Raw genomic sequence first — 22,886 nt, forward strand, 5'->3', positions numbered from 1 at the left:
GCGTCTGCATCGTGGAATACATGGATCAGACGTTGAGCGTTCCCGTGTCGGCACCGCCGGCGCCGCGCCGCAGCCGCAGAGCTGTCGGCGACCCGCGCCGGGGCGCCAGAACCGTTCGCGCCGTCCTCGCGCTCGGGGTCGTCGCTGTTCTCGGGATGTGGTGGCTGAGCGTGCCCGCCGGCTTCGCCGCAACCCCCGCCGACGCCCTCACCTCGATCGGCGAGCTGGCCGGCATGGTCGGCGGGTTCCTGGTCTGCGCGCAGGTGTTGCTGATCGCCCGCGTGCCCTGGTTCGAGAGAGCCGTCGGTCTCGACCGGCTGGTCTCCTGGCACCGCTCGCTCGGCGCATCCGTGCTGTTCCTGATCGTCGCGCACGTGCTCTTCCTGGTCTTCGGCGGCGAGCTGGTGGACAAGAATCCGCCGTGGACGGAGTTCGTCAGCATCCTGCAGAACTACCCGGACATGCTGACGGCTCTCGTCGGGACGATCGCCTTCCTGGTCGTCGGCCTCAGCAGTGCCCGGCTAATCCGCGCGAAGCTGTCCTACGAGGTCTGGTACTGGCTGCATGTCACGACGTACGTCTCGATCTTCCTCACCTTCTTCCACCAGCTGAGCGGCGGCGCCCACTTCGTCTCCGACCCCGTCAACCGGGTCCTCTGGATCGCGCTCTACCTGGGCACCGCAGCCGCCGTGTTGACGTGGCGGTTCCTCCTGCCTGCGCTCGATGCCTGGAAGGGACGGATGCGCGTCGCCGCGGTCGTTCCCGAGAGCGAAGGCGTGAACAGCGTCTGGCTGACCGGGCCGCGGGTCGACCAGCTGGGCGTCCGCGCAGGCAACTTCCTCCTGTTCCGCTTCCTCGCCTGGGGCCACCTGGGCACGGCGCATCCGTACTCGGTGTCGGCCGTCCCGGCCAACGGCTACCTGCGCATCACCGTCGGGGCCATCGGCGACCACTCGGCGCGCCTCCCCGCTCTGAAGCCCGGCTCGCTGGTCTTCGCGGAAGGACCGTTCGGCCGCTTCACCGCCGACCGGGCGAGCCGGGCGCGCATCCTGCTGGTCGCGGGCGGCGCCGGCATCGGCCCCATCCGCGCCCTGGCCGAAGAGCTGCTGCGGCGGGGCGCCCGCCCTGTCGTCCTCTACCGGGCCCGGACGCCGCGGCACCTCGCCCTCCTCGGCGAACTGCAGGCCCTCCCCGGCGTCACCGTCATCCCCCTCGTCGGACGACGTTCCGAGCTCGGCTACGACCCGCTGGATGCCGAGCCGCTCCGCCGCCTGATCCCCGACCTCCACGACTGGGAGGCCTTCATCTGCGGGCCGGAAGGGATGGGCGAGCGCGTCGAGTCCTCGCTTCGTGCCCTCCGGATGCCCAAGCGTTTCATCCACCGAGAAGAACTGAGCATGTCATGAACAGCAGATCCTGGCGGGGGACCGTCCTCTTCACTGTCATCCTCGTCGTCATGGGCGCGACCGTCGGCCTGAAGCTGTACGGCGTCGGAGATCAGGTCACCGCAGCATCCACCTCCGTCCATTCGACCGCATCCGGCACCGGGACCACGAGTTCCGGGTCGGAGTCGGAATCGTCCGATGCGACGAGCGGCGGCTCGTCCGCTCCGTCCACTCCGGCCCCGTCGGCGTCCTCGTCGTCCGGTTCCTCGTCAGCGGCCACGACCACCGTCACGGGGTCGGCCGTCCAAACCCGCTACGGCACCGTCCAGGTCGAGGTCACGTTCTCCGGCACCACGATCACGGCCGTGAAGACCCTCCAGTCGCCCGACCGCGACGGGCGCGACATCGAGATCAACAACCAGGCCCTGCCGATCCTGCAGCAGGAAGTCCTCGCATCGCAGTCGGCGAACATCGACACCGTGTCGGGTGCGACCTACACGTCCGAGGGCTACATCCAATCGGTGCAGTCGGCGATCGACCAGCGATGAGGTTCCTCGAGACGGTCATGGGCATCCCGATGTCCATCGATGTGCGGGACGACGTGGATGCGCGACCCGCGGCCGAGCGCGCGTTCCTGGTATTGCGGGAGGCGGACCGCCGCTTCAGCACGTACCGGCCGGACAGCGAGGTGAGCCGCGCGAACGCCTCCCGCGAATCCCCTGCCCCGTTCAGCGACGATTTCCGCGAGGTCGTCGCGATCGGCGAGACTGCCGCGCGCGACTCGGGAGGCGCCTTCCGCATCCGCCGGCCCGACGGCTCATGGGACCTCGACGGGGTTGTGAAGGGGTGGGCGGCAGCACGCGCGGCACGAGAGCTGCACGCGGCCGGCCTCCGCGACTTCTGCCTCAACGCCGGCGGTGACGTGGTCGTGTCGGGCAGCCCGGGCGACGGACGCCCGTGGAGCGTCGGCGTCCGCTCACCGTACGAGCCGACGGCGATGCTTGCCGTCCTCCAGGTCACCGACGCGGCTGTCGCGACCTCGGGCGCCTACGAGCGCGGATCGCACATCGTGGACGGCCGCGATGGATCCCCCGCGGCCGGGCTGCTCAGCGCCACCGTCGTCGCCGACGACCTGACGACCGCCGATGTCCTCGCCACCACCGTCTTCGCGATCGGACCCGACGGCGTCGATCACGCGCTGCGCTCCGGCGCCCGCGGTGTCCTCGCGGTGGATGCGTCCGGCCGTATCCTCGCCGCCGGCGACCTCGCGTTCGCGCGCCCGGCGGCCACCTCGTGACGGCCGGTGCCCCGCCGGTGGACGGCGCATCCGGCTCCTATACTGCGGATGTGAGCGGAAAGCCGCGTGTGCTGGTCGCCGAGGACGACAGCCGCCTCGCGAGCATGCTCGACGCGCTCCTCGGGTCCGAGGGCTTCGAAGTCGAGGTCGCGCGCGACGGTCAGCGGGCCCTGCATCTCGGCCTCACCGCGGGATTCGACGTGATCGTGCTCGACCGCGGGCTCCCCGCCGTCGAGGGGCTGGATGTGCTGCGCCGCCTCCGCGACGACGGCGTGACCACGCCCATCCTCGTGCTCTCCGCCCTCGGAACGGCCCCCGACCGCGTCGACGGCCTGAACGCGGGCGCCGAGGACTACCTGGCGAAGCCGTTCGACATCGACGAGCTCGTCGCCCGTGTCCGCGCGCTGACCCGCCGAGCCGCGGCCGTGGTGCCGATGGTCCGCTTCCCCGGCGGCCGGCTCGACACCGGCAGCCGCACGGTCACCCTCGACGACGGCTCGCGGACGGTGCTCTCGGAGCGCGAGTCCGACCTCCTGGAGCTGCTCGCCCGACGGCCAGGCCAGGTCTTCCCCCGCACGCTGCTGCTCGACGAGGTGTTCGCGGCCGCCGACGACCCGGGCGTGGTCGACACCTACGTGCACCATCTGCGCCGCAAATTCGGACGCTCCCTCGTCGAGACCGTGCGCGGCGTCGGCTACCGGATGGGGTCGCTCCCGTGAGCGACCGCACGCTGCGCGACACCGAGCTCCGCTCCGCCTCCCGGCGCCTCGCGGCCCAGTTCGCGCTGATCATCGTCGGCCTCTTCGTCGCGCTCGGCATCGTCGTCTACAGCGTCGTGGCTGCCGGGCAGGCCGAGGCCGCGAAACGGGCACTCTCCGATGCCTCCATGGTCGACTCGGTACACGACGCACCCCGCGATCTGCTGGTCACGGTGGTGACACCGCAGGGCCGGCAGAGTTCCCCCGACATGCCGGACGGGCTCCCGGACGAGGACGCGATCGAGCACGTGGTGCGCACCGGCAACCCGGTCTCCGGGTCGGTGGAGACCGACGGGCAGCGCTACCTCACCGTGACGGACGTGCGGAACGGCAAGGTGGTCCAGGTCGCCTACGGACTCGGCGAGCAGCAGGAGGAGCTGAGCCGGCTGGTGATCGCGCTGGTCGTCTCCGGGGTGATCGCGACCATCGCCGCGGGGGGCATCGGCCTCATCCTGGCCCGGCGATCCATCCGGCCCCTCGCGGACGCGCTCGCCCTGCAGCGACGTTTCGTCGCGGACGCCGGGCACGAGCTCCGCACCCCGCTCACCCTGCTCAGCACGCGCGCCCAGCTGCTGCGGCGCCATGTCTCAGCGCAGTCGACGGGCGCGCCGGACGAAGAACTGCGGTCAGGCCTGGACGAGATCGTCGACGACAGCCGGGCCCTCACCGAGATCGTGCAGGACCTCCTGACCGCCGCCGATCCGCGGCAGACGGCGGAGAGCGAGGGAGTCGACCTCGGCGAGCTGGCCGCGACGGTCGTCCGTTCGGCGAAGGGCCGGGCCGACGAGCGCGGCCTCACGATCGTCGTGCAGAGCGAGCCGGGCGCCGTCGTGACCGGCGCACCCGTGTCCCTCCGGCGGATGATCGTCGCCCTGGTGGACAACGCCCTGGATCACGCCGCCGCCGATGTCCGGGTGCGCGTTTCCACCTCCCGCGACCGCGTCATCCTCACCGTGGAGGACGACGGCCCCGGGTTCTCGGCCGGCGTCGAGGACCGCGCGTTCGAGCGTTTCGCGACCGCGCGGGATGCGCAGCCGGGCGACGACCGCGGCCGCCACTACGGCCTCGGCCTGGCCCTCGTCGCCGAGGTGGTGAACCGCCATCGCGGAACCGTCCAGGCCGCGAATGGGGACACGGGAGGCGCAGTCGTGACCGTGCGCCTCCCGCGTCGTCTGTGATTCCTGCGGCCTTTCGGGGCCCCTAGCCGACACCCTCCAGGGCGTCCGTCTCGGTGTTGCCGATGTTCTGGATGACCTGCGGCCGGCGCCTCCGCAGGTGGACGAACCAGGCCACCGCGGCGACCAGAGTCAGCAGGAACAGGTACGGGATGACGTTGAGCGGGAACGCCGGAACCGGCCAGACGTTCGCGAAGAACACATACGCCATCGCGGCGACCGCGACGACGGCGCACACCCAGACCAGCGTGTTCGGGATGCCCGCGCGGCGCGTGTAGGCGATGCACGCGATCGCCACGAGCGCGTACGCGACCATGTAGCCGTAGGTGCCGTACGTGTCGACCCAGACGACGATGTCCATCGGGTTCGCGCCGACAGCCAGCAGGATGACGTCGAGGACGATGGCCGCGGGACCGGCGACCAGCAGCACGCGGTGCGGGGTCAGGTGGCGTTCGTGCGTGCGGCCGAACCGCTCCGGGACGACGCCCTCTTTGCCCATCACGTAGATGACGCGACCGACGACGTTGAGCGGCGCGACGACGACGGCGAAGAACGAGGCGCCGACGCCGAACGTGAGGATCGGGCCGAACCAGGTCGGCATCCCGATCAGCTTCGCGATGTCCTCCAGCGGGCTGGCGCTCGTTGCGAGGTCGCCGTGGAGCACTGCGATCTGGGTGTACGCGGCGAAGACGTAGAGGACGCCGACCACGACGGCGCTCCACATGATGGCGCGGGGGATGGCGGTGTACGGGTTCTTGGCCTCGCGGCCGAGCGCATCGGCCGACGAGAATCCGACGAACCCGAGGATGCCGAGCACCATTCCGGCGGCGATGCCCTGGAACGGGGCTCCCTCAGCGAAAACCTGCGCCGGATCCCACGCGGCGGGTCCGGCCCAGACGAGCGCGGCGATGAGCAGGATGGTGATGATCGCCACCGAGACGAGTTCGAGCACCAGCGAGACCCGGGCCGAGAGCCGGATGCCGCGAATGGTGAACAGCGTCGCAAGGCCGCCCAGCACGATGGCGAGGCCGATGTACCAGCCGACGCCGCCCGCGGGCACGCCGAGGAGCACAAGGAACTGGTTGAAGTACGACACCGCGCCGCCGAGCGAGCCGGCGGCGATGCCCCAGCAGCCGATGACGAGGGTGACGCCCGCGAGGTACGCGCCGGTGGGGCCGAGGCCCTTCGCCACGTACGTGTAGAGCGAGCCCGCCGACGCGTGCTTGCGGGCGAAGACGACCACGCAGTAGCCGACGCAGAGGATGACGATGGTGGCGAGCACGAACGAGTAGATCGTCCCGTTGCCGGCGCCGACGAAGATCGACATCGCCGTGAACGCGATGACGGCGCTCGGCGCGATGTTCGCGATCGCCTGAGCCGCCAGCTCGGGTCCGCTCATGACTCCGCGCCGGAGTCCGGCGTCGGTCGGGCTGCTCGCCCGGGTTTCGGTGGTTGACATGGCTCTCCAGTGAGTCGTTTCGGGTTCGGGGGCTAGGGGATGAGGAGGGTGCGGAGCACGGAGCCGGCCTCGAGATCGTCGAAGGCCTCCGCCGCCTCCGCGAGGGGTCGCCGGCCCGAGATCAGCGGGTCGAGCAGCAGCTGTCCGTCCATGTAGCGGTCGACCAGTGCGGGGATGTCGATGGACGGGCGCACGGAGCCGTAGTTGGAACCGAGGATGCGCTGGTCGGCCTCCGCCAGCACGAGCGGTTCGAACGACGCCTTCGCGCCTGTCGGCGGCAGGCCGACGATGACGGCGGCACCGCCGAGTCCGAGCATCCGGATCGCCTGCTCGGTCGTGGAGGTGCGGCCGATCGCGTCGAACGCGTAGTCGACGCCGTCCGGGATGAGTTCGAAGAGCTGCTCGACCGCGTCCGCTCGGGAGGCATCGACCCGGTCGGTCGCTCCGAACTGCAGGGCCATCTGGGTCTTGTCCGGGAGCACGTCGATCGCGACGATCCGCTCCGCCCCGGCCAGCCGCGCGCCCTGCACCACGTTGAGGCCGACGCCGCCGCAGCCGATCACGGCGACGGTGGAGCCCGGCTCGACCGCAGCGGTGTTGAGCACGGCGCCGACGCCGGTCGCGACCGCGCAGCCGACGACCGCGATCACGTCGAGGGGTGCGTCGTCGCGCACCTTCACGGCGCCGGATGCGGGCACGACGACCTCTTCGGCGAACGACGAGACACCCAGGTAGTGATGGATGGTCTCCCCGTCGCGCGACAGTCGGGAGGTGCCGTCGAAGAGCACGCCCTTCGGCGCGACGATGGTGGCGACCTTCTGGCAGCGCGCCTCGTGTCCGGAGCGGCAGTACCGGCAGTCGCCGCACGGCGGCACCCAGCTGAGGACGACGTGGTCGCCCACGGCCAGCGAGGTGACGCCCTCGCCGAGCTCGGTGACCACACCGGAGCCCTCGTGTCCCATGACGAGCGGTGCCGGAGCATCCCACTCTCCGCGCTTCACGTGCAGGTCCGAGTGGCAGACGCCCGCCGCGGCGATACGCACGCGCACCTCCCCCGGGCCGGGCGCCGCGAGGTCCACCTCGGTGAACTGGATGGGCTCGGACGGTTCCGTGAAGATGACGGCCTGCATGGGTACTCCTTCGTGCGCGGGTCTCGCTCGATGCTAGGAAGCGCTCGCGGGCGTTGTCATTCACAGAAAGTGTGGATGCCTCGGGCTGAATCGACATTCCGTACACTGAGGCCATGAGCCGCGACATCGCCTCCGTCGCGCGTTCCGTTCAGGGTCGGCTGGTCGAAGGCCGCCTCGATGCCGGGACGCGCGTGGATGCGGTGGTCGGCCTCGACGACTTCTCGGTGGTCGGCCATCCCGCGTTCGCGACACTCGTCGTGGCGCCCGCCCGAGCCGCTGTGGCCGCCCTGACCGCGGAGGACGAACGCACGGAGGCACTCCGGCACGCCGTCATCGTCAGCCACGGCGCCGACACGGCTCTCCTGAGGGCGCTCGACCGGACGGGCACGACCGCGATCGTCGGTACCTCGGCCTCCGACGCGCTGCTCGCCCCCAGCCTCACCGCGCTCCTGGCCGTCGACCAGGCCGCCGAGGATCGCGCGGTCACCAGTGCCATGAAGGTGCTGACTCTGGCTGCCCGCCGCGGCGGTGTCTCCGGCGTCGTCGCCGAGCTGGCGCACCGCATCGACGGCTGGGCCGTGCTCCTCGATCGGCACGGCCAGGTCATCACGAGCGCGGGCGCCGGCGGCTTGCACGTGCAGGATGCGATGGCGGTCGCACTCTCCCGTCCCGTGCGCGTGCGCCACCGTTCGCTGCAGGTGCACACGGTCGGCTCCGGCGAAGACCTCTCGGCCCGGCTCGTCGTCAGCCCGCGGACCGAGTCGTCGAGCCGCGCTCGCGAACTCGGGTCGCAGGCGGCCGCTCTGCTCGACCTTGTGCTGCGGACGGACGACCCGACCCGCACCGAGCGTCTCGGACGCGCGGTCATGATCGACGCGCTGCTGGCCGGTGGCCCTCCCGCCGTCTCCCTCCTGCGGATGTGGGGTGTGCACGAGAGCTCGCTCACCGCGTTCGCCCTGACCGCGCGGTCGGCATCCGTCGAAGTGGAGCGCCTCGTATCGCACTGGCTCGACGAACTGGGCGCCGCCCACATCCATACCGAGAGTCACGGCCTGGTGACCGGGTTCCTCCGCGACGACCACGTGGATGCGGTGGCGACTCGCGTGGAGGCGTACTCGTCCGCGATGTTCCTCGGTGTGGGCGCGCCGGCGCCGACCGACACGCTGGCGGGGAGCGCGGCCGAGGCGCGGCACGCCGTGGAGTCGGCACGGGCGGAGGGCCGGCGGGTTGTGCGCTACCGGTCCATCCCGACCATCTCGCTCGTCCTCGACCGGCTCGATGACGATGACGCCCAGCGCATCGCGCGCCTGCTCGACCCGCTGCGGGATGCGGCGGGCCGGCACGGCGAGCTGACGGAGACGCTCCGCGTGTTCCTCGCCGAGAACGGCGCCTGGGGCGCCACGGCTGAGCGGCTCGGCGTCCACCGCCAGACGCTCACCGCGCGCATCCACCGCGTCGAGAGCCTCCTGGGGCTCTCCCTGGCCGATGCGGACGACCGCACGGCGGCGTGGCTCGCCCTGCGCGCCCTGCACGCATGAGCCGAGCCCGGCGCGGGCCGAACGGCCCCGCTCAGCCCTCGCCCGCGAGTGCCTGCTGGATGAGCGCCGTCATGTCGATGGGCTCCGTGGGCGGCAGCTCCAGCGCGGCCGGATCGATGGTCTTCATGGCGTCTCCTTCTTCTCTGTCTTGCTTCTCTGTCTGTCATCGGTTCGTCGTTCTCGGATGTGAGGCCGGGAGGTGCCCGCCGCCGCCTTCCCCCAGGCGTCTGATGCGGCGGGCACCGTCCCTTCTCCCGCGCGCGGTGGAGTACCCCTTCTCATCACTCGCGCGGGATCGTGAGGCCCAGTCGCGAGCACAGCTCGCTGAGGGCCTGGTCGGAGGGGAACACGGCCAGTCGCCCGTCGGGCAGCTGGCAGGTCTCCAGGTGGGGCACCGGATACTCCGCCGTGCTGGACGACCCTTCCGGTGAGAACACGCCGGTGCGCCAGGTGGCAGCGCACATGTCCTCGGCGAGGCGGATGCGCGCATCGAGCCGGTTGGGCGTCTTCTCGTCCAGGTCGGCGGTCACCATCACCGAGGTGCCGTGACGGGAATTCAGGTCGGCAGCCGCGTAGCAATCGGTGACGTTGTTGATCTGACCCTGGGAGGCGAGGGCGACGGCGATCGCGCCGGCGGTGGTCCCGGCGACGATGGCGCCGGCCACTCCGATGGCGATGATGCGGTGCTTCCGGGTCCGGCGGCGGTCGTCGACGGCGATGGTCTCGAACAGGTTCGCCTTGATCTGTTCGAAGCGCTCGTCGGTGGGCAGGAGGTCGTGATCGGTCATGGCATCCCCCTGAGGGTGCGGAGTTCGTTCCGGAGGCGCCCGCGGAGCCGGGAGAGGCGGTTGCGGATGGCGCCCTCGCTCAGGCCCACCTGGCGGGCAGCCTCCTCATAGCTGTGATCGCCTCGGATGCACAGCTCGAACACGGTGCGGTCGGGCTCGGTGAGCGCGGCGACCACGGATTCGACGTAGGCGAGCAGCTGGCCGCGTTCGGCGAGCTCCTCCGGCCCCGGCCGGGCGTCAGCGAGTGATCCGTCGACGGGGCTGTCGCTTCGGCGCTTCTCCACCACCTGGAGGGAGCGGCGGCGGTTGGCGATCAGGTTGCGGCTGGTGACGAGCAGCCAGGGAAGGACCGACTCGCCGGCGATGGTGATGGTCGCCCGTTTGCGCCAGAGGGTGACGAACACGTCCTGGCTGATCTCCTCCACATCCTCGCGGGGTTCGAGGCGCGCGGCGGTGTAGGCGTAGACGACGCGGCTGTACCGGTCGTAGAGGGCGGCGAGCGCAGCCTTGCTGCCGTCGGCGAGTCGCCGCAGCAGGTCGAGGTCCGTCGGAACGGACTCCTCCCCCGCATCCGCCGCACGGTGCGGCTCGGCCAACTCGCTCATATCCAGGAAATGTGTCCCCCCGCCGAATCCTCTCAACGAATCTCGAAATCGGTCGGCCGCGACGTCGGTGGGGCAGAATGGGCGTGCTCGGCAGGGGCCGGGCAGTATCCGCTTCGGGGGGAAGTCGATGAAGAGATCGTCTGTTTTGACGCGCCGTGCGGCGTCGGTCCTGGCTGCGGCGGCGGCCATCGCGGCGACGTTCGTGACGGCAGCGCCCGCTGCCGCTGCCGAGCCGCCCGCGCAGTCCTGCTCCTACGACCTGGGCACGCGCACGCTGGTGTGCGTGGATGCCGGCGAGGATCTCAACCGGGCCGTGCTGGAGCAGACCCACCTGCTGGTGGTCACTCCGCCGAGCTGGCCGGTCGCCGCCACCGCCGACCCATCCGCCGCCCGCGTCCTCCCCGAGGGCGTGCGCGCCACCTTCGTGCAGAGCCAGCTCTTCGACGACGCCGGGTACGGCGGATCGTTCTTCCAGATCACCAACTCGAGCGCCTGCAACGGAAGCACCACCTGGTACTTCGGCCCGCTCGGCAACGTCGGCTGGTCGGGCCGAGTCAGCTCGTTCAAGAGCTTCTCCGGATGCAGCACCAAGCTGTGGCAGGGCACGGCGTACACGGGTGCGTCCTACGGCTACGCCGTCAACGCGTCGTCGCTCGGCAGCATGAACGACCAGGCCAACTCGGTGACCCTCCGGTAGCCCGGCACACGAAAGCGGGACCCCCGGGAAGATCGGGGGTCCCGCTCGGGCAGGGCGTGCGACTCGGTCGCGTCAGTAACGCAGCCCGTCGCCGAACCGGAACAGCGGATCGGCGGTGTCGAACGGCACATCAGGGCGCGACTCCTCCACGGCGCGCATCGAGCGCGGCAGGTCGAACGGCAGCGACCCCTGCGGCGAGAACCGGCCGGTGAGCACATCGAGCAGCGCTTCGTCGCTTGCGCCCCAGTTGACGGTCAGAGCGCTGGCCGCATCCACCAGGGGCTCGAGGATCGCCGGCCGATCGGCGTACACGTCGACGATCGTCGGCGCGTGCTCGGCGAGTTCCCGCACGTGGTCGACGACCTCGGCGGGGAACTCCAGCGACCCCGAGTGGAACAGGCTCTCGAACACCGTCGGACGCTCCTCGTACGGCGCCTGCAGCCGCACCACGATCACGTCGGCGTCGGCGGGCGTCGCGACGACATCGCCATAGGCTGCAGCGCGCTCAGCGTCGATGCCCTCGACGTAGAGCCGCGGGCGCCCGCGCAGCGGCAGCACCGGCTCGCCATCGTGACCGTTGACCAGCAGGGTGATGGATGCGCGCTGCGCCTTCTCTCCCTCGGCACGGAAGTCGTCCTTCCCGACGATCGCGTCGGCGGCCTCCGCGTCGACCAGGCTCGACTCGAAGAGTCCGAGCTCGAACTTCTCGCGCAGGATGCGCCGCGCCGACTCGTCGATCCGCGACACGGGGACATCGCCGGACTCGACGAGGTCGATCAGCAGCTCCGGGCACGCCTCTCCCCCGAACTGGTCGGCGCCGGCGTCGATGATCTTCTTCATCCGCTCGCGCGGCGTCAGGTGCTCGACACCCCAGGCCCGCGCGGGGAACGGCTGGCCGAAGATCTCGGCATCGGTGATCAGTCCCCAGTCCGTGCACACCAGCCCGTCGAATCCCAAGCGCTCGCGGAGCAGACCGGTGATGACCGACCGGTTGAAGCCGAACCCGACCTCCTCGTACGCGGTTCCGACCGGCATCCCGTAATAGGGCATCATCTGGCGCGTGCCCGCCTCGATGAGCGCCTCGAACGGCCGGAGGTGCAGCTCGAAGGCGTCGCCGGGATAGACCTGCTCGCGTCCGTGGGCGAAATGCGGGTCCTCCCCGTCCTTCTGCGGACCGCCGCCCGGGAAGTGCTTCGTCATGGTCGACACGGATCCTGCGCCGAACGATCGGCCCTGGAAGCCGCGGACGTATGCGGCGCCCAGGCGGGAGGTGAGCTCGGCATCCTCGCCGAAGGTCGCCGCCTGGCGTGACCAGCGCGGTTCCGTGGCCAGGTCGACCTGCGGATGGAGTGCCACGCGGAGGCCGACCGCCAGGTACTCCTGGCGTGCGATGTCCGCGAAACGCTCGACCGTGTCCTCGTCGCGGATCGCCGCGAGCCCGAGCGGCTCGGGCCACTGCGAGAACGGCCCGGACAGCATCGCGGTCCCGGGGTTGTCGGTGAATGAGTGCCGCGGGTCCGTCGATAGCGTCACGGGGATCCCGAGCCGAGTGGACGCGGCCAGCCGCTGCAGAGCGTTGTGCCATTCCGCGATCTCCCGCCCGGTCGGCGCGACGCCGAGCAGGTTGAAGTGCGACATGTGCCGGCGCTCCACGTACTCCACCGCGGAGGGGAGCGAGAACGTCGGGTTCGGCTCGTCGAGCGGACCCATCCCGATCATCGTGTGGAAGAAGAGGCCGGCCTTCTCCTCGAGGGTCATCTCGGCGAGCAGCAGCTCCACGCGCTCGGCGACGGGACGCTGCGCGTCCAGCCAAGGACGGGTGGCGAGGGCGGTTTCCGTGGCGGTGTCGGTCATTTCACTCCTTTGATCCGGTAGACGAGCACGGCGCCGAGCAGTGCGATCAGGGCGCCGAAGAGGTACCACACCGAGTAACCGCCGATCGCGGTCGCGGAACCGAGGGCGATGATCCCCGGTGCGATGGCGGGAGCGATCGACTGCGGAAGGGCGTTGGCGATGTTGAGCACGCCGAGATCCTTGGCCGTGTCGTCGGGGCTCGGCAGCACCTGGGTGGCGAGGGCGAGGTCGACGGAGAAGAACGACCCGGCTCCGAGGCCGATCACGGCCTGCGCGAGGATGACGATCGCCACCGTCGGCGCGAACGCCAGAACGACCAGTCCGACAACCATGATGACGCCCGCCGCCGCGACGAACGGGCGGCGCTTGCCGAGCCGGTCGGAGAGGTAACCGCCGATGGGGCTGGAGATCACCATGCCGACGGTGGAGGCCAGGTTCGCCAGCAGGATCGTCGAGATGGCGCCCTGCTCGTCGAGGTGGAACTTCTCGGTCAGGTAGAAGGGGAGGAAGGTCGCGATGCCCGCGTAGCCGAACATCACGAAGAACTTCGTCAGCCACGTCCAGCCGAAGTCGCGGTGCTTGACCGGATTGAAGACGAACGAACCGAAGAACTGCCCGACGGTGAACTTCTGGCGCGGCTTCTCGGTGAGGCGGCGGTCCTTGAGCACTGCGACGAAGATCACCGCGAGCACGAGTGCGATGAGGCCGGGGATGAGGAAGCGCAGGAGGTCATCGCCGATGAAGTTGATGAGGAAGCTGCCCGCGAGGATCGCAAGGGGCGTGGTCACGCCGACGAGGCCCGAGACCTTGCCACGGCTGGCCGCGGGAACCTGATCGGGAAGCGTCGCGTTCGCGGCTGCGAGCACGGCGTTGAGCGACGCCTGCACCAGGCACCATCCGATGAGCACGACCCAGATGGATGTGGCCGCACCGATCAGCAGGAACGCGCCGACGCCGACGATGCTGCCGCCGAGGATCCACGGGCGACGCATCCCGTACCGGGAGGTGGTGCGGTCGGAGAGCCGGCCGGCGAGCGGGTTCGCCACCAGGGCGAACAGGGCTCCGACGCCGAGGACGAGTCCGAGCTGCGCCGTCGCCTCCTCCGTGGATGCGCTGAGGTGCTGCACCTTGAAGGCCATCGACACGAGCACCGGAGTGAGGAGCGCCAGGAGGACGCCGAAGTTCACGGCCGAGAGCGCCGGCGTGTAGCCGCGGGGAGTGCGCGCCGGCGTGGTGCCGGGCGTCTTGATACCGGTGGTCCCGGTTGCCGCCGCTGTCGCGGCGGGAGACAGCTCTGTCATTTCTCGAGTCCTTTCGTACCGTCGGCTTTGACGATGGCGGCCAGCATACACACAAAAGCGACCGTGTGGTAACTGAAATCCGACGCTACGGTAACCTGACTACGATGATGAGGTCGGGGAGGTGCACGTGACGTCGGTCATCGATGGGACACGGTTCGCGCGCGCCGCCGCGACACGGCAGGCGATCCTCGACGCCGCCACCGATCTGTTCTGCCGCAACGGCTACCGGTTCGTGTCGCTGCGCGACATCGCAGCGGAGGCCGGCATCACCCATCCCGCGCTCCTCAAGCACTTCGCCGGTAAAGAGGAGCTGCTGGGCCAGGTCGCCCGCCGGCTCGATGCCTCCGCAGCAGCAGCGGCGACCCCGCCCGACGCGCTGCCGTTCGCCGCCACAGCGCACCGACAGGACGCGGTCCGGGGTCACGCACCTCTCTTCGCCGCACTGACCGGCGAGGCCTCAGCACCCTCGCATCCCCTGCACGAATGGATGCGCGACCGCGCCGCCGAGCTGCGAGCCCGGCGCGCCGAGGCCCTCGCCGCGGGCGTCGACAGCGGCCTCGTCGCGGCCGACCGGTCGGTCGAGGACGAGGCGCTGCGCCTGACCGCAGCCTGGGACGGCCTGCGGATGCTGCAGCAGTACCTTCCGGACCGCGTCGATGTCGCCGCCACCCTGGAGCGCCATCAGGAGCTGATCGCGCGTCCACTCGGCTGGCGGGAGCCTGGAACGCACGCGGCGACGCATCCGCTTCCGCCCGCGCCCCCGCTCCCCCCGATCGCCGAGGAGCCGTCCGCCGCAGAGACGGGCTACCGTACCGGACGGGAGCGCCGCGCGAAGATCGTCGACGGCGCCATGGCCTTGTTCGCGCGGGAGGGCTACGGCGACACCAGCCTCCTCGACATCGCCACACGTGTCGGCGTCTCGAAGTCGGCGCTGTACCACCACTTCTCCTCGAAGGACGCCCTGCTGCACGAGGTCATGCGGGAGCGCGACCGCCGCATCGACGACCGCGGTACGCCGGACGCGGGGGCATCCGCCGCCGATGTCCTGCGCAGCTTCGCCGACGGAGCCGCCACCAACGAGGCGGAGCAGCCCGGACTGATCGAGCTCTACGCCGTCATCTCCTCCGAGGCGACACCGCCAACCCACGACGCGCACGCCTACTTCAAGCACCGCTTCGCCGTCGCGCTCGACGGCTTCGCGACCCTTCTCCGGGCCGCCGCGGACGACGGCGTCCTCCCGCCTCACCGCGATCCTGACCACGAAGCGCTCTGGCTCCTCGCCCTCTGGGACGGCCTGCAATACCAGTGGCTCTACGACCACGACACCGTCGACGTGGCCGCGCAGCTGCGCGCACACTTCGCGGACATCCTGCCCGAAACGCGAAGCTGACCGGTTTCGCGCATGCCTGCCGGACATGCGGAAAGGGCCGGATCGATGTCTCGATCCGGCCCTTTCACGTCCGTGCGCGAGGGGGGACTTGAACCCCCACGCCCTTGCGGGCACTGGCACCTGAAGCCAGCGCGTCTGCCAATTCCGCCACTCGCGCGAACCCAGGAACTCTAACACGACGCCGGGATCGTTCACGAATCCGGGCGTCCTCCGCAGGGCTGATCTTCACCGTATAGCCAGTCCCTTTTCCAGGGTTCCGACTAACATGCATGTAGTCATCGAGCCGGAAGCGGGAGACTGTGGGCATTCTGGACAACTTCGAGCGGGGGCTCGAGCGCGCCGTCAACGGCGCGTTCGCGAAGACCTTCCGCTCCGGGCTGCAGCCGGTCGAGCTCACCAGCGCGCTCCGCAAGGAACTCGACACGAAGGCCGCCGTGGTCGCGCGCGACCGCGTCCTCGCCCCCAACAGCTTCGTACTGCGGATGTCGTCCGCCGACTACGCGCGCATGCGATCGATGGGCGCCGCCCTCACCGACGAGCTGATCGACTTCGTCCAGAAGCACGCGGCGAGCCAGCACTACGCGTTCGCCGGCGGCATCTCCATCGACCTCGCGGAAGACCCGGAGCTGTCGGTCGGCATGCTCCAGGTCGAGTCCGAGAACGTGAAGGGCGACGTCGCCTGGACCCCGGTCCTCGACATCAACGGCAAGCACTATCCGCTCACCCACTCCCGCACCGTCGTCGGGCGTGGGGCGGACGCCGACATCACGGTCGACGACACCGGCATCTCCCGCCGGCACGTCATGATCACGTGGGATGGCCGCCGCGCCCAGGTGGAGGACCTCGGCTCGACCAACGGAACCAAGCTCGACGGAGAGCCCCTGCGCAAGGCGATCCTGGAGCCCGAATCCGTCGTGACCCTCGGCCGCACCCGCATCGTGTTCCGCGTGCTCCCCCAGGCGGCGCCCGCCCCCCGTGGCCGTGCGGAGGATGCCACCCGGCGGCACGACGTCGGCAACTTCTGGAGCCCCTCGTGAACCCGAGCGAGCTGACCCTGCTGGTGCTGCGGTTCGGCTTCCTGCTGGTCCTCTGGCTCTTCGTCTTCGGCATCGTCTACGCACTGCGCAGCGACATGTTCGGCCAGCGTGTCCGCAAGCTGCCCGAATCGGCGCAGCCTGCACCCGCCTCGCCGTTCCCGGCCGGAGCCGCGGCGAGCGCCCCCGCTGCCGCCGCACCCGCCGGCCCGACCGAGCCGGTGATGAAGTCGGCACCGGTCTCGTCGCTGCCGTCGGGCGCCAACCGCGCGGGCGGCCACACGAACGCCAGCGTGCAGAGCGCGCACCGCCTCGTCATCACCTCCGGACCGCGCGCCGGCACCGAGCTCGCCCTCGGCCGCGATCCCATCACCATCGGCCGCTCCGGCGAGTCGAACCTCGTCATCCGCGACGACTACACCTCCACCCACCACGCCCGCCTGCTCCTCTGGAACGACGAGTGGATGATCCAGGATCTCGACTCCACCAACGGCACGTTCCTCGACGGCCGCCGGGTGACCGTCCCGACCCAGGTCCCGCTCGACACGCCGATCAAGATCGGCACGACCACGTTCGAGCTGCGGCGGTAGACGGTGGCGGCGAACAAGGCGGCGGCCCTCTCCCACGTCGGGAAGATCCGCTCGAACAACCAGGACTCGGGCTATGCCGGCCGGGACCTGTTCGTCGTCGCCGACGGCATGGGCGGTCACGCCGGCGGAGACGTCGCCTCGGCGATCGCGGTCACCCGCATCCGCGAGGCCGACCGCGAGTACGCCTCCGCCTCCGAAGCCGAGTTCGCCCTGCAGTCCGCGTTGATCGCCGCCAACTCGCTCCTCGCCGAGACCGTGTTCGAGCATCCCGAGCTCACCGGGATGGGCACCACCGTCAGTGCGATGGTGCGCGTCGGCGACCAGATCGCGTTCGCCCACATCGGCGACTCCCGCATCTACCTCTACCGCGACGGCGAGTTGAAACAGGTCACCACCGACCACACCTTCGTGCAGCGTCTGGTCGACAGCGGACGCATCACCGAGGAGGAGGCGATGGTCCACCCCCGCCGCTCCGTGCTGATGCGCGTGCTGGGCGATGTGGATGCGTCCCCCGAGATCGACACATGGACGCTCGACACGCGCCCGGGCGACCGCTGGCTCATCTGCTCCGACGGCTTGAGCGGCGTGGTGAAGCACGACGACATGCTGGCGGCGCTCGCGTCGAAGGACGGCCCGAAGCAGGTCGCCGACCGGCTGCTGAAGCACAGCCTCGACGCCGGCGCGCCCGACAACGTCACCGTGGTCATCGTCGACATCGCCGACACGTCCCGCGGCGAGGTGCTCAAGGAGCCAGTCACGGTCGGGTCTGCCGCGTCTCCGCTCCAGTTCGGCACCGAGCCGAAGCCGACCACCCGCGCGGCGCGCCTTCCCGGACTGCGCCTGCATCCCATCCGCCCGGCCACCGGCCCCACCCACTTCGAGCCGCAGTCCGAGGACTACCTCGACGAGCTGATCGAGGAGGACGCCCGTCGCGTCCGCCGCCGCCGGCTCACCTGGATGATCGGCCTCATCCTGCTGGTCGTCGCCATCGTGCTCGCCATCTTCTTCGGCTACCAGTGGACGCAGTCCCGCTACTTCGTGGGCATGTCACCGGACCGCCACGTCGCGATCTACCAGGGGGTTCAGCAGGGCATCGGGCCCATCAGCCTCTCGCACCTGTACCAGGAGTCCGACGTGAAGGTGGACGACCTCCCCGAGTACGACAAACAGCAGGTGGAGCAGACCATCAACGCCGACGACCTTCCGGCGGCCAAGACGATCGTGGAGCAGTTGAGCGATGCCGGCGGACAGTAGAACGGCCGCCCGCGAGCAGGCGACGCCGCCCCGGAACGCGACCGGGCCGGTCAAACGGCTGCGCCTGCCCGCGAAGCTCCGCAACCGTGAGCTGTTCCTCCTCGTCATCGCGTGCGCGATCAACGCGGCGGCGGTCGTGCTGGTGCAGCTGGGCGCGCTCGGCCACGTCGATCTCACGCTGGTCTACCTCGGGGCCGGCCTCTCGGCTCTGGTGCTGGGCATGCACATCGCGCTCCGGTTCGTCGCCCCGCAGGCCGACCCGTTCTTGCTGCCGATCGCCACGCTGCTGACCGGCATCGGCATCGCCGAGATCTACCGCATCGACATCCATTACAAGGACGCCGGATGGGACAGCGCGGGCGTCAAGCAGATCGTGTGGAGTGCCATCGCGATCATCTGCGCGATCCTCGTCGTGGTCCTCATCCGCAACCACCGCATCCTGCAGCGCTACACCTACCTCTTCGGGTTCGCCGCGCTCGTGCTCCTGCTGCTGCCCATGCTCCCGGGAATCGGCCGCGAGATCTACGGCGCCCGCGTGTGGATCGGAATCGGCCCGTTCAGCTTCCAGCCCGGCGAGATCGCGAAGATCTGCCTCGCGATCTTCTTCGCCGGCTACCTGGTCCAGGCGCGCGACTCGCTCTCCATGGTGGGCAAGAAGTTCCTCGGGATGCGGTTCCCGCGCGCTCGAGACCTCGGACCGATCCTCATCGTCTGGCTGATGTCGATGGCCGTCATCGTCTTCCAGCGCGACCTCGGAACCGGTCTGCTCATCTTCGGCCTGTTCCTCGTCATGCTCTACGTCGCCACGGCGCGCATCAGCTGGGTGATCCTCGGCCTCCTGCTCATCGTCGGCGGCGCCGTCGTCGCCAGCCAGGTGCTCCCGTACGTGCACGACCGCTTCGCGAACTGGCTCAGCCCTTTCTCGCAGGGCGTCTACGACGCGCAGGGCGGCAGCTTCCAGCTGGTCCAGGGGCTGTTCGGGCTCGCGCACGGCGGGCTGATCGGAACCGGCCTCGGCCAGGGCCAGCCGTGGATCACTCCCGTGTCGCAGAGCGACTACATCATCGCGAGCCTGGGCGAGGAGCTCGGCCTCGCCGGCATCTTCGCCATCTTCGCGCTGTACCTGGTCTTCGTGGCGCGCGGCCTCCGCATCGGCTTCGCCGGCGCGGATGACTTCGGCAAGCTGCTCGCCGTCGGCCTGTCGTTCACCGTGGCGCTGCAGTGCTTCATCGTGATCGGCGGTGTGACCCGCGTCATCCCGCTCACCGGCCTGACGACGCCGTTCCTCGCCGCAGGAGGGTCGTCGCTGGTCGCCAACTGGATCATCGTGGCGCTGCTGCTGCGACTGTCCGACACCGTCCGCAACCAACCCCGGCTGGTGGTGAGCTGAGATGAACCGCGAGATCAAGCGCGTCAGCACGATCGTGCTGGCGATGTTCCTGGCGCTGCTGGTGTCCACCTCCATCCTCCAGGTGTTCCAGGCGGATGCGCTGGGTGCCGATGCGCGCAACACGCGTGCCCTGAACGACAGCTACTCGGCGCAGCGCGGCGCGATCCTGGTCGCCGGGCAGCCGATCGCGCAGTCCGTGCCGTCCAACGACGTCTACAAGTGGCAGCGCGTCTACAGCAACGGTCCCCTCTACTCCGCCGTGACCGGATTCTTCCCGATCAACGGCGAGCCGACCGGCCTCGAGGGAGCCCTCAACTCCAAGCTGAGCGGTTCGTCGAACTCCCAGTTCTTCGAGCGCGTGAACGCCATCCTGACGGGAAAGAACCCGCAGGGCGCGACGGTCGAGACGACGATCGACCCCGTCGCGCAGCAGGCGGCGTGGGATGCGCTGGGCGACTACCAGGGCGCCGTGGTGCTGCTGCAGCCCAAGACCGGGAAGATCCTGGCCATGGTCTCGAAGCCCACGTACGACCCGAACACCCTGGCGTCGCACGACGGCAAGGCGGTCGAGTCGACCTACAACCAGCTCCTCGCCGCCCCAGGCGACCCGCTCATCAACCGAACGATCGGCGGAGACCTCAACCCGCCCGGTTCGACGTTCAAGCCGGTGATGAGCGCTTCCGCCTTCGGCACCGGGCAGTACACGAAGGACAGCCAGCTCCCCAACCCGGCCTCCCTCCCGCTGCCCGATTCCCCCACGGTCGTCAAGAACGACTCGCTCACGACCTGCGGGCCGGGCGCGACGGTCTCGATCGCGACGGCGCAGATCCTGTCGTGCAACATCCCGTTCGCCGAGCTCGGCATGCAGCTGAAGCCCGAGGTCATCAAGGACCAGGCCGACAAGTTCGGGTTCAACCAGTCGTTCAGCATCCCCATCCCGGTCGAGAAGAGCGTGTACCCGCTCTATCCCGACGCGGCGGAGCGCGCGCTGGGCTCCTTCGGCCAGAAGGACGACCGCGCGACGCCGCTGCAGATGGCGATGGTCTCGGCGGCGATCGCCAACGGCGGCACGCTGATGACCCCGAACCTGGTGGACTCCATCCGGTCACCCGATCTGCAGACCTTGGAGAGCTTCCAGCCCAAGGAGTTCTCGCAGCCGCTGAGCCAGCAGAACGCCGACACCATCAAGCAGATGATGGTCGACGGCGTCGATCACGGCGTGGCGAGCAATGCAAGAATAGGTGGGGTTCAGGTCGGCGGTAAGACGGGCACGGCGCAGAACGGGGATGACGACCCCTACTCGCTGTGGTTCACCGGTTTCGCGCCGGCGAACGACCCGGAGTTCGCTGTGGCTGTAGTTGTCGAAAATGGCGGTGGACAGGGTCAGAGCGGCACGGGTAACTCCATCGCCGCTCCGATCGCGAGGAAAGTACTAGAGGCGGTGCTGAATAAATGAGACCCACAGCAGGGCTCACCTTCGGGGGACGTTACGAGCTGCAGTCGCGGATCGCGATCGGCGGTATGGGCGAGGTGTGGCAGGCCACCGACCTCGTCATCGGCCGTACCGTCGCCATCAAGATCCTGAAGGACGAGTACCTCGGCGACCCGGGCTTCCTCGAGCGCTTCCGCGCGGAGGCGCGTCACGCCGCCCTCGTCAACCACGAAGGCATCGCCAACGTGTACGACTACGGCGAGGAGGAGGGCAGCGCCTTCCTCGTCATGGAGCTCGTCCCCGGCGAGGCGCTCTCGAGCATCCTGGAGCGGGAGCACGTCCTCAGCACCGACCGGACGCTCGACATCGTCGCTCAGACGGCCGCCGCCCTGCACGCCGCTCACGCCGCCGGTCTCGTCCACCGCGACATCAAGCCGGGCAACCTCCTCATCACGCCCGACGGCCGCGTCAAGATCACCGACTTCGGCATCGCCCGCATCGCCGACCAGGTGCCGCTCACCGCCACCGGTCAGGTCATGGGCACCGTGCAGTACCTCTCGCCCGAGCAGGCGTCCGGTCACCCCGCCTCGCCGACCACCGACATCTACTCGCTCGGCATCGTCGCGTACGAGTGCCTGGCCGGCCGTCGGCCGTTCACGGGCGAGTCGCAGGTCGCCATCGCCATGGCGCAGATCAACGAGGCGCCGCCGGAGCTCCCCGCCACCGTCGCGGAGCCGGTCCGCAACCTGGTCTTCGCGTGCATCGCCAAGAACCCGGCCGATCGCCCCGCATCCGCCGCCCACCTGGCGCGTGCCGCCCAGGCGCTCCGCCGCGGCGACGTGCGCGCCGCCGCTCAGTCCGTGCCCGCGATCCTCGGCGGCGCGGCCATGACCGATGCCGCGACCGTCCTGATGCAGCCGCCCGCGGCACCGACGGCCGCGACCACCGTGCTCCCCGCGACCGCCGTAGCGCCCGTCGTCGACGAGGAGGCTGCCGCCCCCGTCGAGGAGCGCAAGCGCAGCCGCTGGACATGGCCGCTGATCGCCCTCATCGCCCTGCTCGCGCTCGTCCTGATCGGCACGATCATCACCCTGGTCGTCGCACCCAAAGCGCCCCCGACGCCCACGCCGTCGAACACCCCGACGCAGACGCAGCCGACGACGCCGAAGCCCACACCGACGCCCACCAGCAACACGGTCCAGATCACCGAGAGCGACTTCCTCGGCCTCACCGCCGACCAGGCCCGCGACAAGCTGCAGGGTCTCGGGATGGTCGCGGACGTCTCGCAGGGCAACGCGGCGACCACCAACGACCAGGCCAACAAGGTCTACTCGGTCAACCCGACCGGTCCGGTGCCGAAGGGCTCGACCGTCTCGGTGAAGGTCTACGGTCCTGTCGCGCCGATCCCGACGCCGACCGACACCGTCTCGGCCACGCCGCCGTCGGGTCAGGGCACCCCGAACTCGCAGATCACGGTGAACTTCGGTTCGGCCACCTGCCCAGCAGGGCAGAACCTGGTCGGCCGCCGTCTGTACATCAACGGGCAGCCGCAGACGCCGGTCAACGACACCAAGATGGTGTGGTCGCCGAGCACCGCGGCCACGTACCAGCTGACGTACACGATCTTCTGCGGCGAGTCGGTGGAGTCGAGCCAGTCCCCCGCGACGTCGTACGAGGTCGTCGGATCCACTCCGACGCCGGGTGCCGGCGGGGGTGGCGGCAACACGGGCGGCGGGACCGGCGGCGGCAACGGCTGAGCAGCCGAATACGCCCGAGGAGACATCCAGAATCGCCCCGCTACACTAGCCG

20 protein-coding genes and 1 tRNA gene are annotated in these 22,886 nt (G+C 70.0%); 14 read left to right on the top strand and 7 right to left on the bottom strand.

Translation table 11 applies throughout. From position 1 onward, the window contains the following. Positions 1 to 20: 20 nt before the first annotated feature. The 5 genes from H284_RS0110180 to H284_RS0110200 are packed head-to-tail and all read left to right on the top strand — an operon-like array spanning position 21 to position 4,618. Entirely contained in the window at positions 21 to 1,406 is a 1,386-nt protein-coding gene (locus H284_RS0110180) for a ferredoxin reductase family protein (RefSeq protein WP_020076151.1), read from the top strand. Next, positions 1,403 to 1,933, top strand: a complete 531-nt coding sequence (locus H284_RS0110185) for an FMN-binding protein (RefSeq protein WP_020076152.1) — start codon at positions 1,403 to 1,405, stop codon at positions 1,931 to 1,933. Before H284_RS0110180 ends, H284_RS0110185 begins: the two co-directional genes overlap by 4 nt. Next, the gene (locus tag H284_RS0110190) at positions 1,930 to 2,682 is read left to right on the top strand and encodes an FAD:protein FMN transferase (protein WP_029042897.1); all 753 of its coding nucleotides are present in this window, start codon (positions 1,930 to 1,932) and stop codon (positions 2,680 to 2,682) included. The genes H284_RS0110185 and H284_RS0110190 overlap by 4 nt, the downstream gene beginning before the upstream one ends. A 50-nt stretch (positions 2,683 to 2,732) precedes the next feature. Next, positions 2,733 to 3,401 (top strand): response regulator transcription factor, encoded by a 669-nt coding sequence (locus H284_RS0110195; RefSeq protein ID WP_231371152.1) that lies wholly within the window; start codon positions 2,733 to 2,735, stop codon positions 3,399 to 3,401. After that, positions 3,398 to 4,618 carry a sensor histidine kinase gene (locus H284_RS0110200; RefSeq protein ID WP_020076154.1) on the top strand — a complete coding sequence of 407 codons (1,221 nt, stop codon included), beginning with the start codon at positions 3,398 to 3,400 and terminating at the stop codon, positions 4,616 to 4,618. The genes H284_RS0110195 and H284_RS0110200 overlap by 4 nt, the downstream gene beginning before the upstream one ends. 22 nt (positions 4,619 to 4,640) lie before the next feature. On the opposite strand, the gene H284_RS0110205 is transcribed toward H284_RS0110200, so the two are convergent. Next, entirely contained in the window at positions 4,641 to 6,074 is a 1,434-nt protein-coding gene (locus H284_RS0110205) for an APC family permease (protein ID WP_020076155.1), read from the bottom strand. A gap of 32 nt (positions 6,075 to 6,106) precedes the next feature. Next, complete coding sequence (locus tag H284_RS0110210; protein ID WP_020076156.1) at positions 6,107 to 7,204, bottom strand: alcohol dehydrogenase catalytic domain-containing protein; 1,098 nt, start codon at positions 7,202 to 7,204, stop codon at positions 6,107 to 6,109. Between the two features lie 113 nt (positions 7,205 to 7,317). On the opposite strand from H284_RS0110210, the gene H284_RS0110215 reads away from it, so the two are divergent. Continuing rightward, on the top strand, positions 7,318 to 8,742 hold the full coding sequence (locus H284_RS0110215) for a PucR family transcriptional regulator (protein WP_020076157.1): 1,425 nt from the start codon (positions 7,318 to 7,320) through the stop codon (positions 8,740 to 8,742). Positions 8,743 to 9,023: 281 nt separating this feature from the next. On the opposite strand, the gene H284_RS0110225 is transcribed toward H284_RS0110215, so the two are convergent. Both H284_RS0110225 and H284_RS0110230 read right to left on the bottom strand, forming a co-directional pair. Then, positions 9,024 to 9,530 (bottom strand): hypothetical protein, encoded by a 507-nt coding sequence (locus H284_RS0110225; RefSeq protein WP_020076159.1) that lies wholly within the window; start codon positions 9,528 to 9,530, stop codon positions 9,024 to 9,026. Beyond that, the gene (locus H284_RS0110230; protein ID WP_020076160.1) at positions 9,527 to 10,135 is read right to left on the bottom strand and encodes an RNA polymerase sigma factor; all 609 of its coding nucleotides are present in this window, start codon (positions 10,133 to 10,135) and stop codon (positions 9,527 to 9,529) included. The genes H284_RS0110225 and H284_RS0110230 overlap by 4 nt, the downstream gene beginning before the upstream one ends. Before the next feature lie 127 nt (positions 10,136 to 10,262). Between H284_RS0110230 and H284_RS0110235 the strand changes: the two genes are divergently transcribed. Then, positions 10,263 to 10,832 carry a hypothetical protein gene (locus H284_RS0110235; RefSeq protein ID WP_231371153.1) on the top strand — a complete coding sequence of 190 codons (570 nt, stop codon included), beginning with the start codon at positions 10,263 to 10,265 and terminating at the stop codon, positions 10,830 to 10,832. A gap of 72 nt (positions 10,833 to 10,904) precedes the next feature. On the opposite strand, the gene H284_RS0110240 is transcribed toward H284_RS0110235, so the two are convergent. Further along, positions 10,905 to 12,686, bottom strand: coding sequence for a glycoside hydrolase family 3 protein (locus H284_RS0110240; protein ID WP_020076162.1), 1,782 nt, complete (start codon positions 12,684 to 12,686; stop codon positions 10,905 to 10,907). Continuing rightward, complete coding sequence (locus H284_RS0110245; RefSeq protein ID WP_020076163.1) at positions 12,683 to 13,987, bottom strand: MFS transporter; 1,305 nt, start codon at positions 13,985 to 13,987, stop codon at positions 12,683 to 12,685. The genes H284_RS0110240 and H284_RS0110245 overlap by 4 nt, the downstream gene beginning before the upstream one ends. 121 nt (positions 13,988 to 14,108) lie before the next feature. Here H284_RS0110245 and H284_RS0110250 point away from each other — a divergent pair, with 121 nt between their 5' ends. Continuing rightward, the gene (locus H284_RS0110250) at positions 14,109 to 15,377 is read left to right on the top strand and encodes a TetR family transcriptional regulator (protein ID WP_020076164.1); all 1,269 of its coding nucleotides are present in this window, start codon (positions 14,109 to 14,111) and stop codon (positions 15,375 to 15,377) included. Between the two features lie 73 nt (positions 15,378 to 15,450). On the opposite strand, the gene H284_RS0110255 is transcribed toward H284_RS0110250, so the two are convergent. After that, a tRNA-Leu gene (locus H284_RS0110255) sits at positions 15,451 to 15,534 on the bottom strand. A gap of 142 nt (positions 15,535 to 15,676) precedes the next feature. Here H284_RS0110255 and H284_RS0110260 point away from each other — a divergent pair. Genes H284_RS0110260 through H284_RS20105 form a run of 6 tightly spaced genes read left to right on the top strand, consistent with a single transcriptional unit; the run spans position 15,677 to position 22,834 of the window. Beyond that, positions 15,677 to 16,414 (top strand): FHA domain-containing protein, encoded by a 738-nt coding sequence (locus H284_RS0110260; protein ID WP_020076165.1) that lies wholly within the window; start codon positions 15,677 to 15,679, stop codon positions 16,412 to 16,414. After that, a complete protein-coding gene (locus H284_RS0110265) occupies positions 16,411 to 17,001 on the top strand; it encodes an FHA domain-containing protein FhaB/FipA (RefSeq protein WP_018189057.1) in 591 nt (196 codons plus the stop codon). The genes H284_RS0110260 and H284_RS0110265 overlap by 4 nt, the downstream gene beginning before the upstream one ends. 3 nt (positions 17,002 to 17,004) lie before the next feature. Next, on the top strand, positions 17,005 to 18,255 hold the full coding sequence (locus tag H284_RS0110270) for a Stp1/IreP family PP2C-type Ser/Thr phosphatase (RefSeq protein ID WP_020076166.1): 1,251 nt from the start codon (positions 17,005 to 17,007) through the stop codon (positions 18,253 to 18,255). Further along, the gene (locus tag H284_RS0110275) at positions 18,239 to 19,645 is read left to right on the top strand and encodes an FtsW/RodA/SpoVE family cell cycle protein (protein WP_020076167.1); all 1,407 of its coding nucleotides are present in this window, start codon (positions 18,239 to 18,241) and stop codon (positions 19,643 to 19,645) included. Before H284_RS0110270 ends, H284_RS0110275 begins: the two co-directional genes overlap by 17 nt. Position 19,646: 1 nt before the next feature. Beyond that, positions 19,647 to 21,101 (top strand): peptidoglycan D,D-transpeptidase FtsI family protein, encoded by a 1,455-nt coding sequence (locus tag H284_RS0110280; protein ID WP_018189054.1) that lies wholly within the window; start codon positions 19,647 to 19,649, stop codon positions 21,099 to 21,101. Next, positions 21,098 to 22,834 carry a serine/threonine-protein kinase gene (locus H284_RS20105; protein WP_020076168.1) on the top strand — a complete coding sequence of 579 codons (1,737 nt, stop codon included), beginning with the start codon at positions 21,098 to 21,100 and terminating at the stop codon, positions 22,832 to 22,834. Before H284_RS0110280 ends, H284_RS20105 begins: the two co-directional genes overlap by 4 nt. The last annotated feature ends 52 nt before the right edge of the window (positions 22,835 to 22,886 follow it).

It is taken from the genome of Cryocola sp. 340MFSha3.1 (assembly GCF_000383315.1).
Taxonomy (GTDB): domain Bacteria; phylum Actinomycetota; class Actinomycetes; order Actinomycetales; family Microbacteriaceae; genus Leifsonia.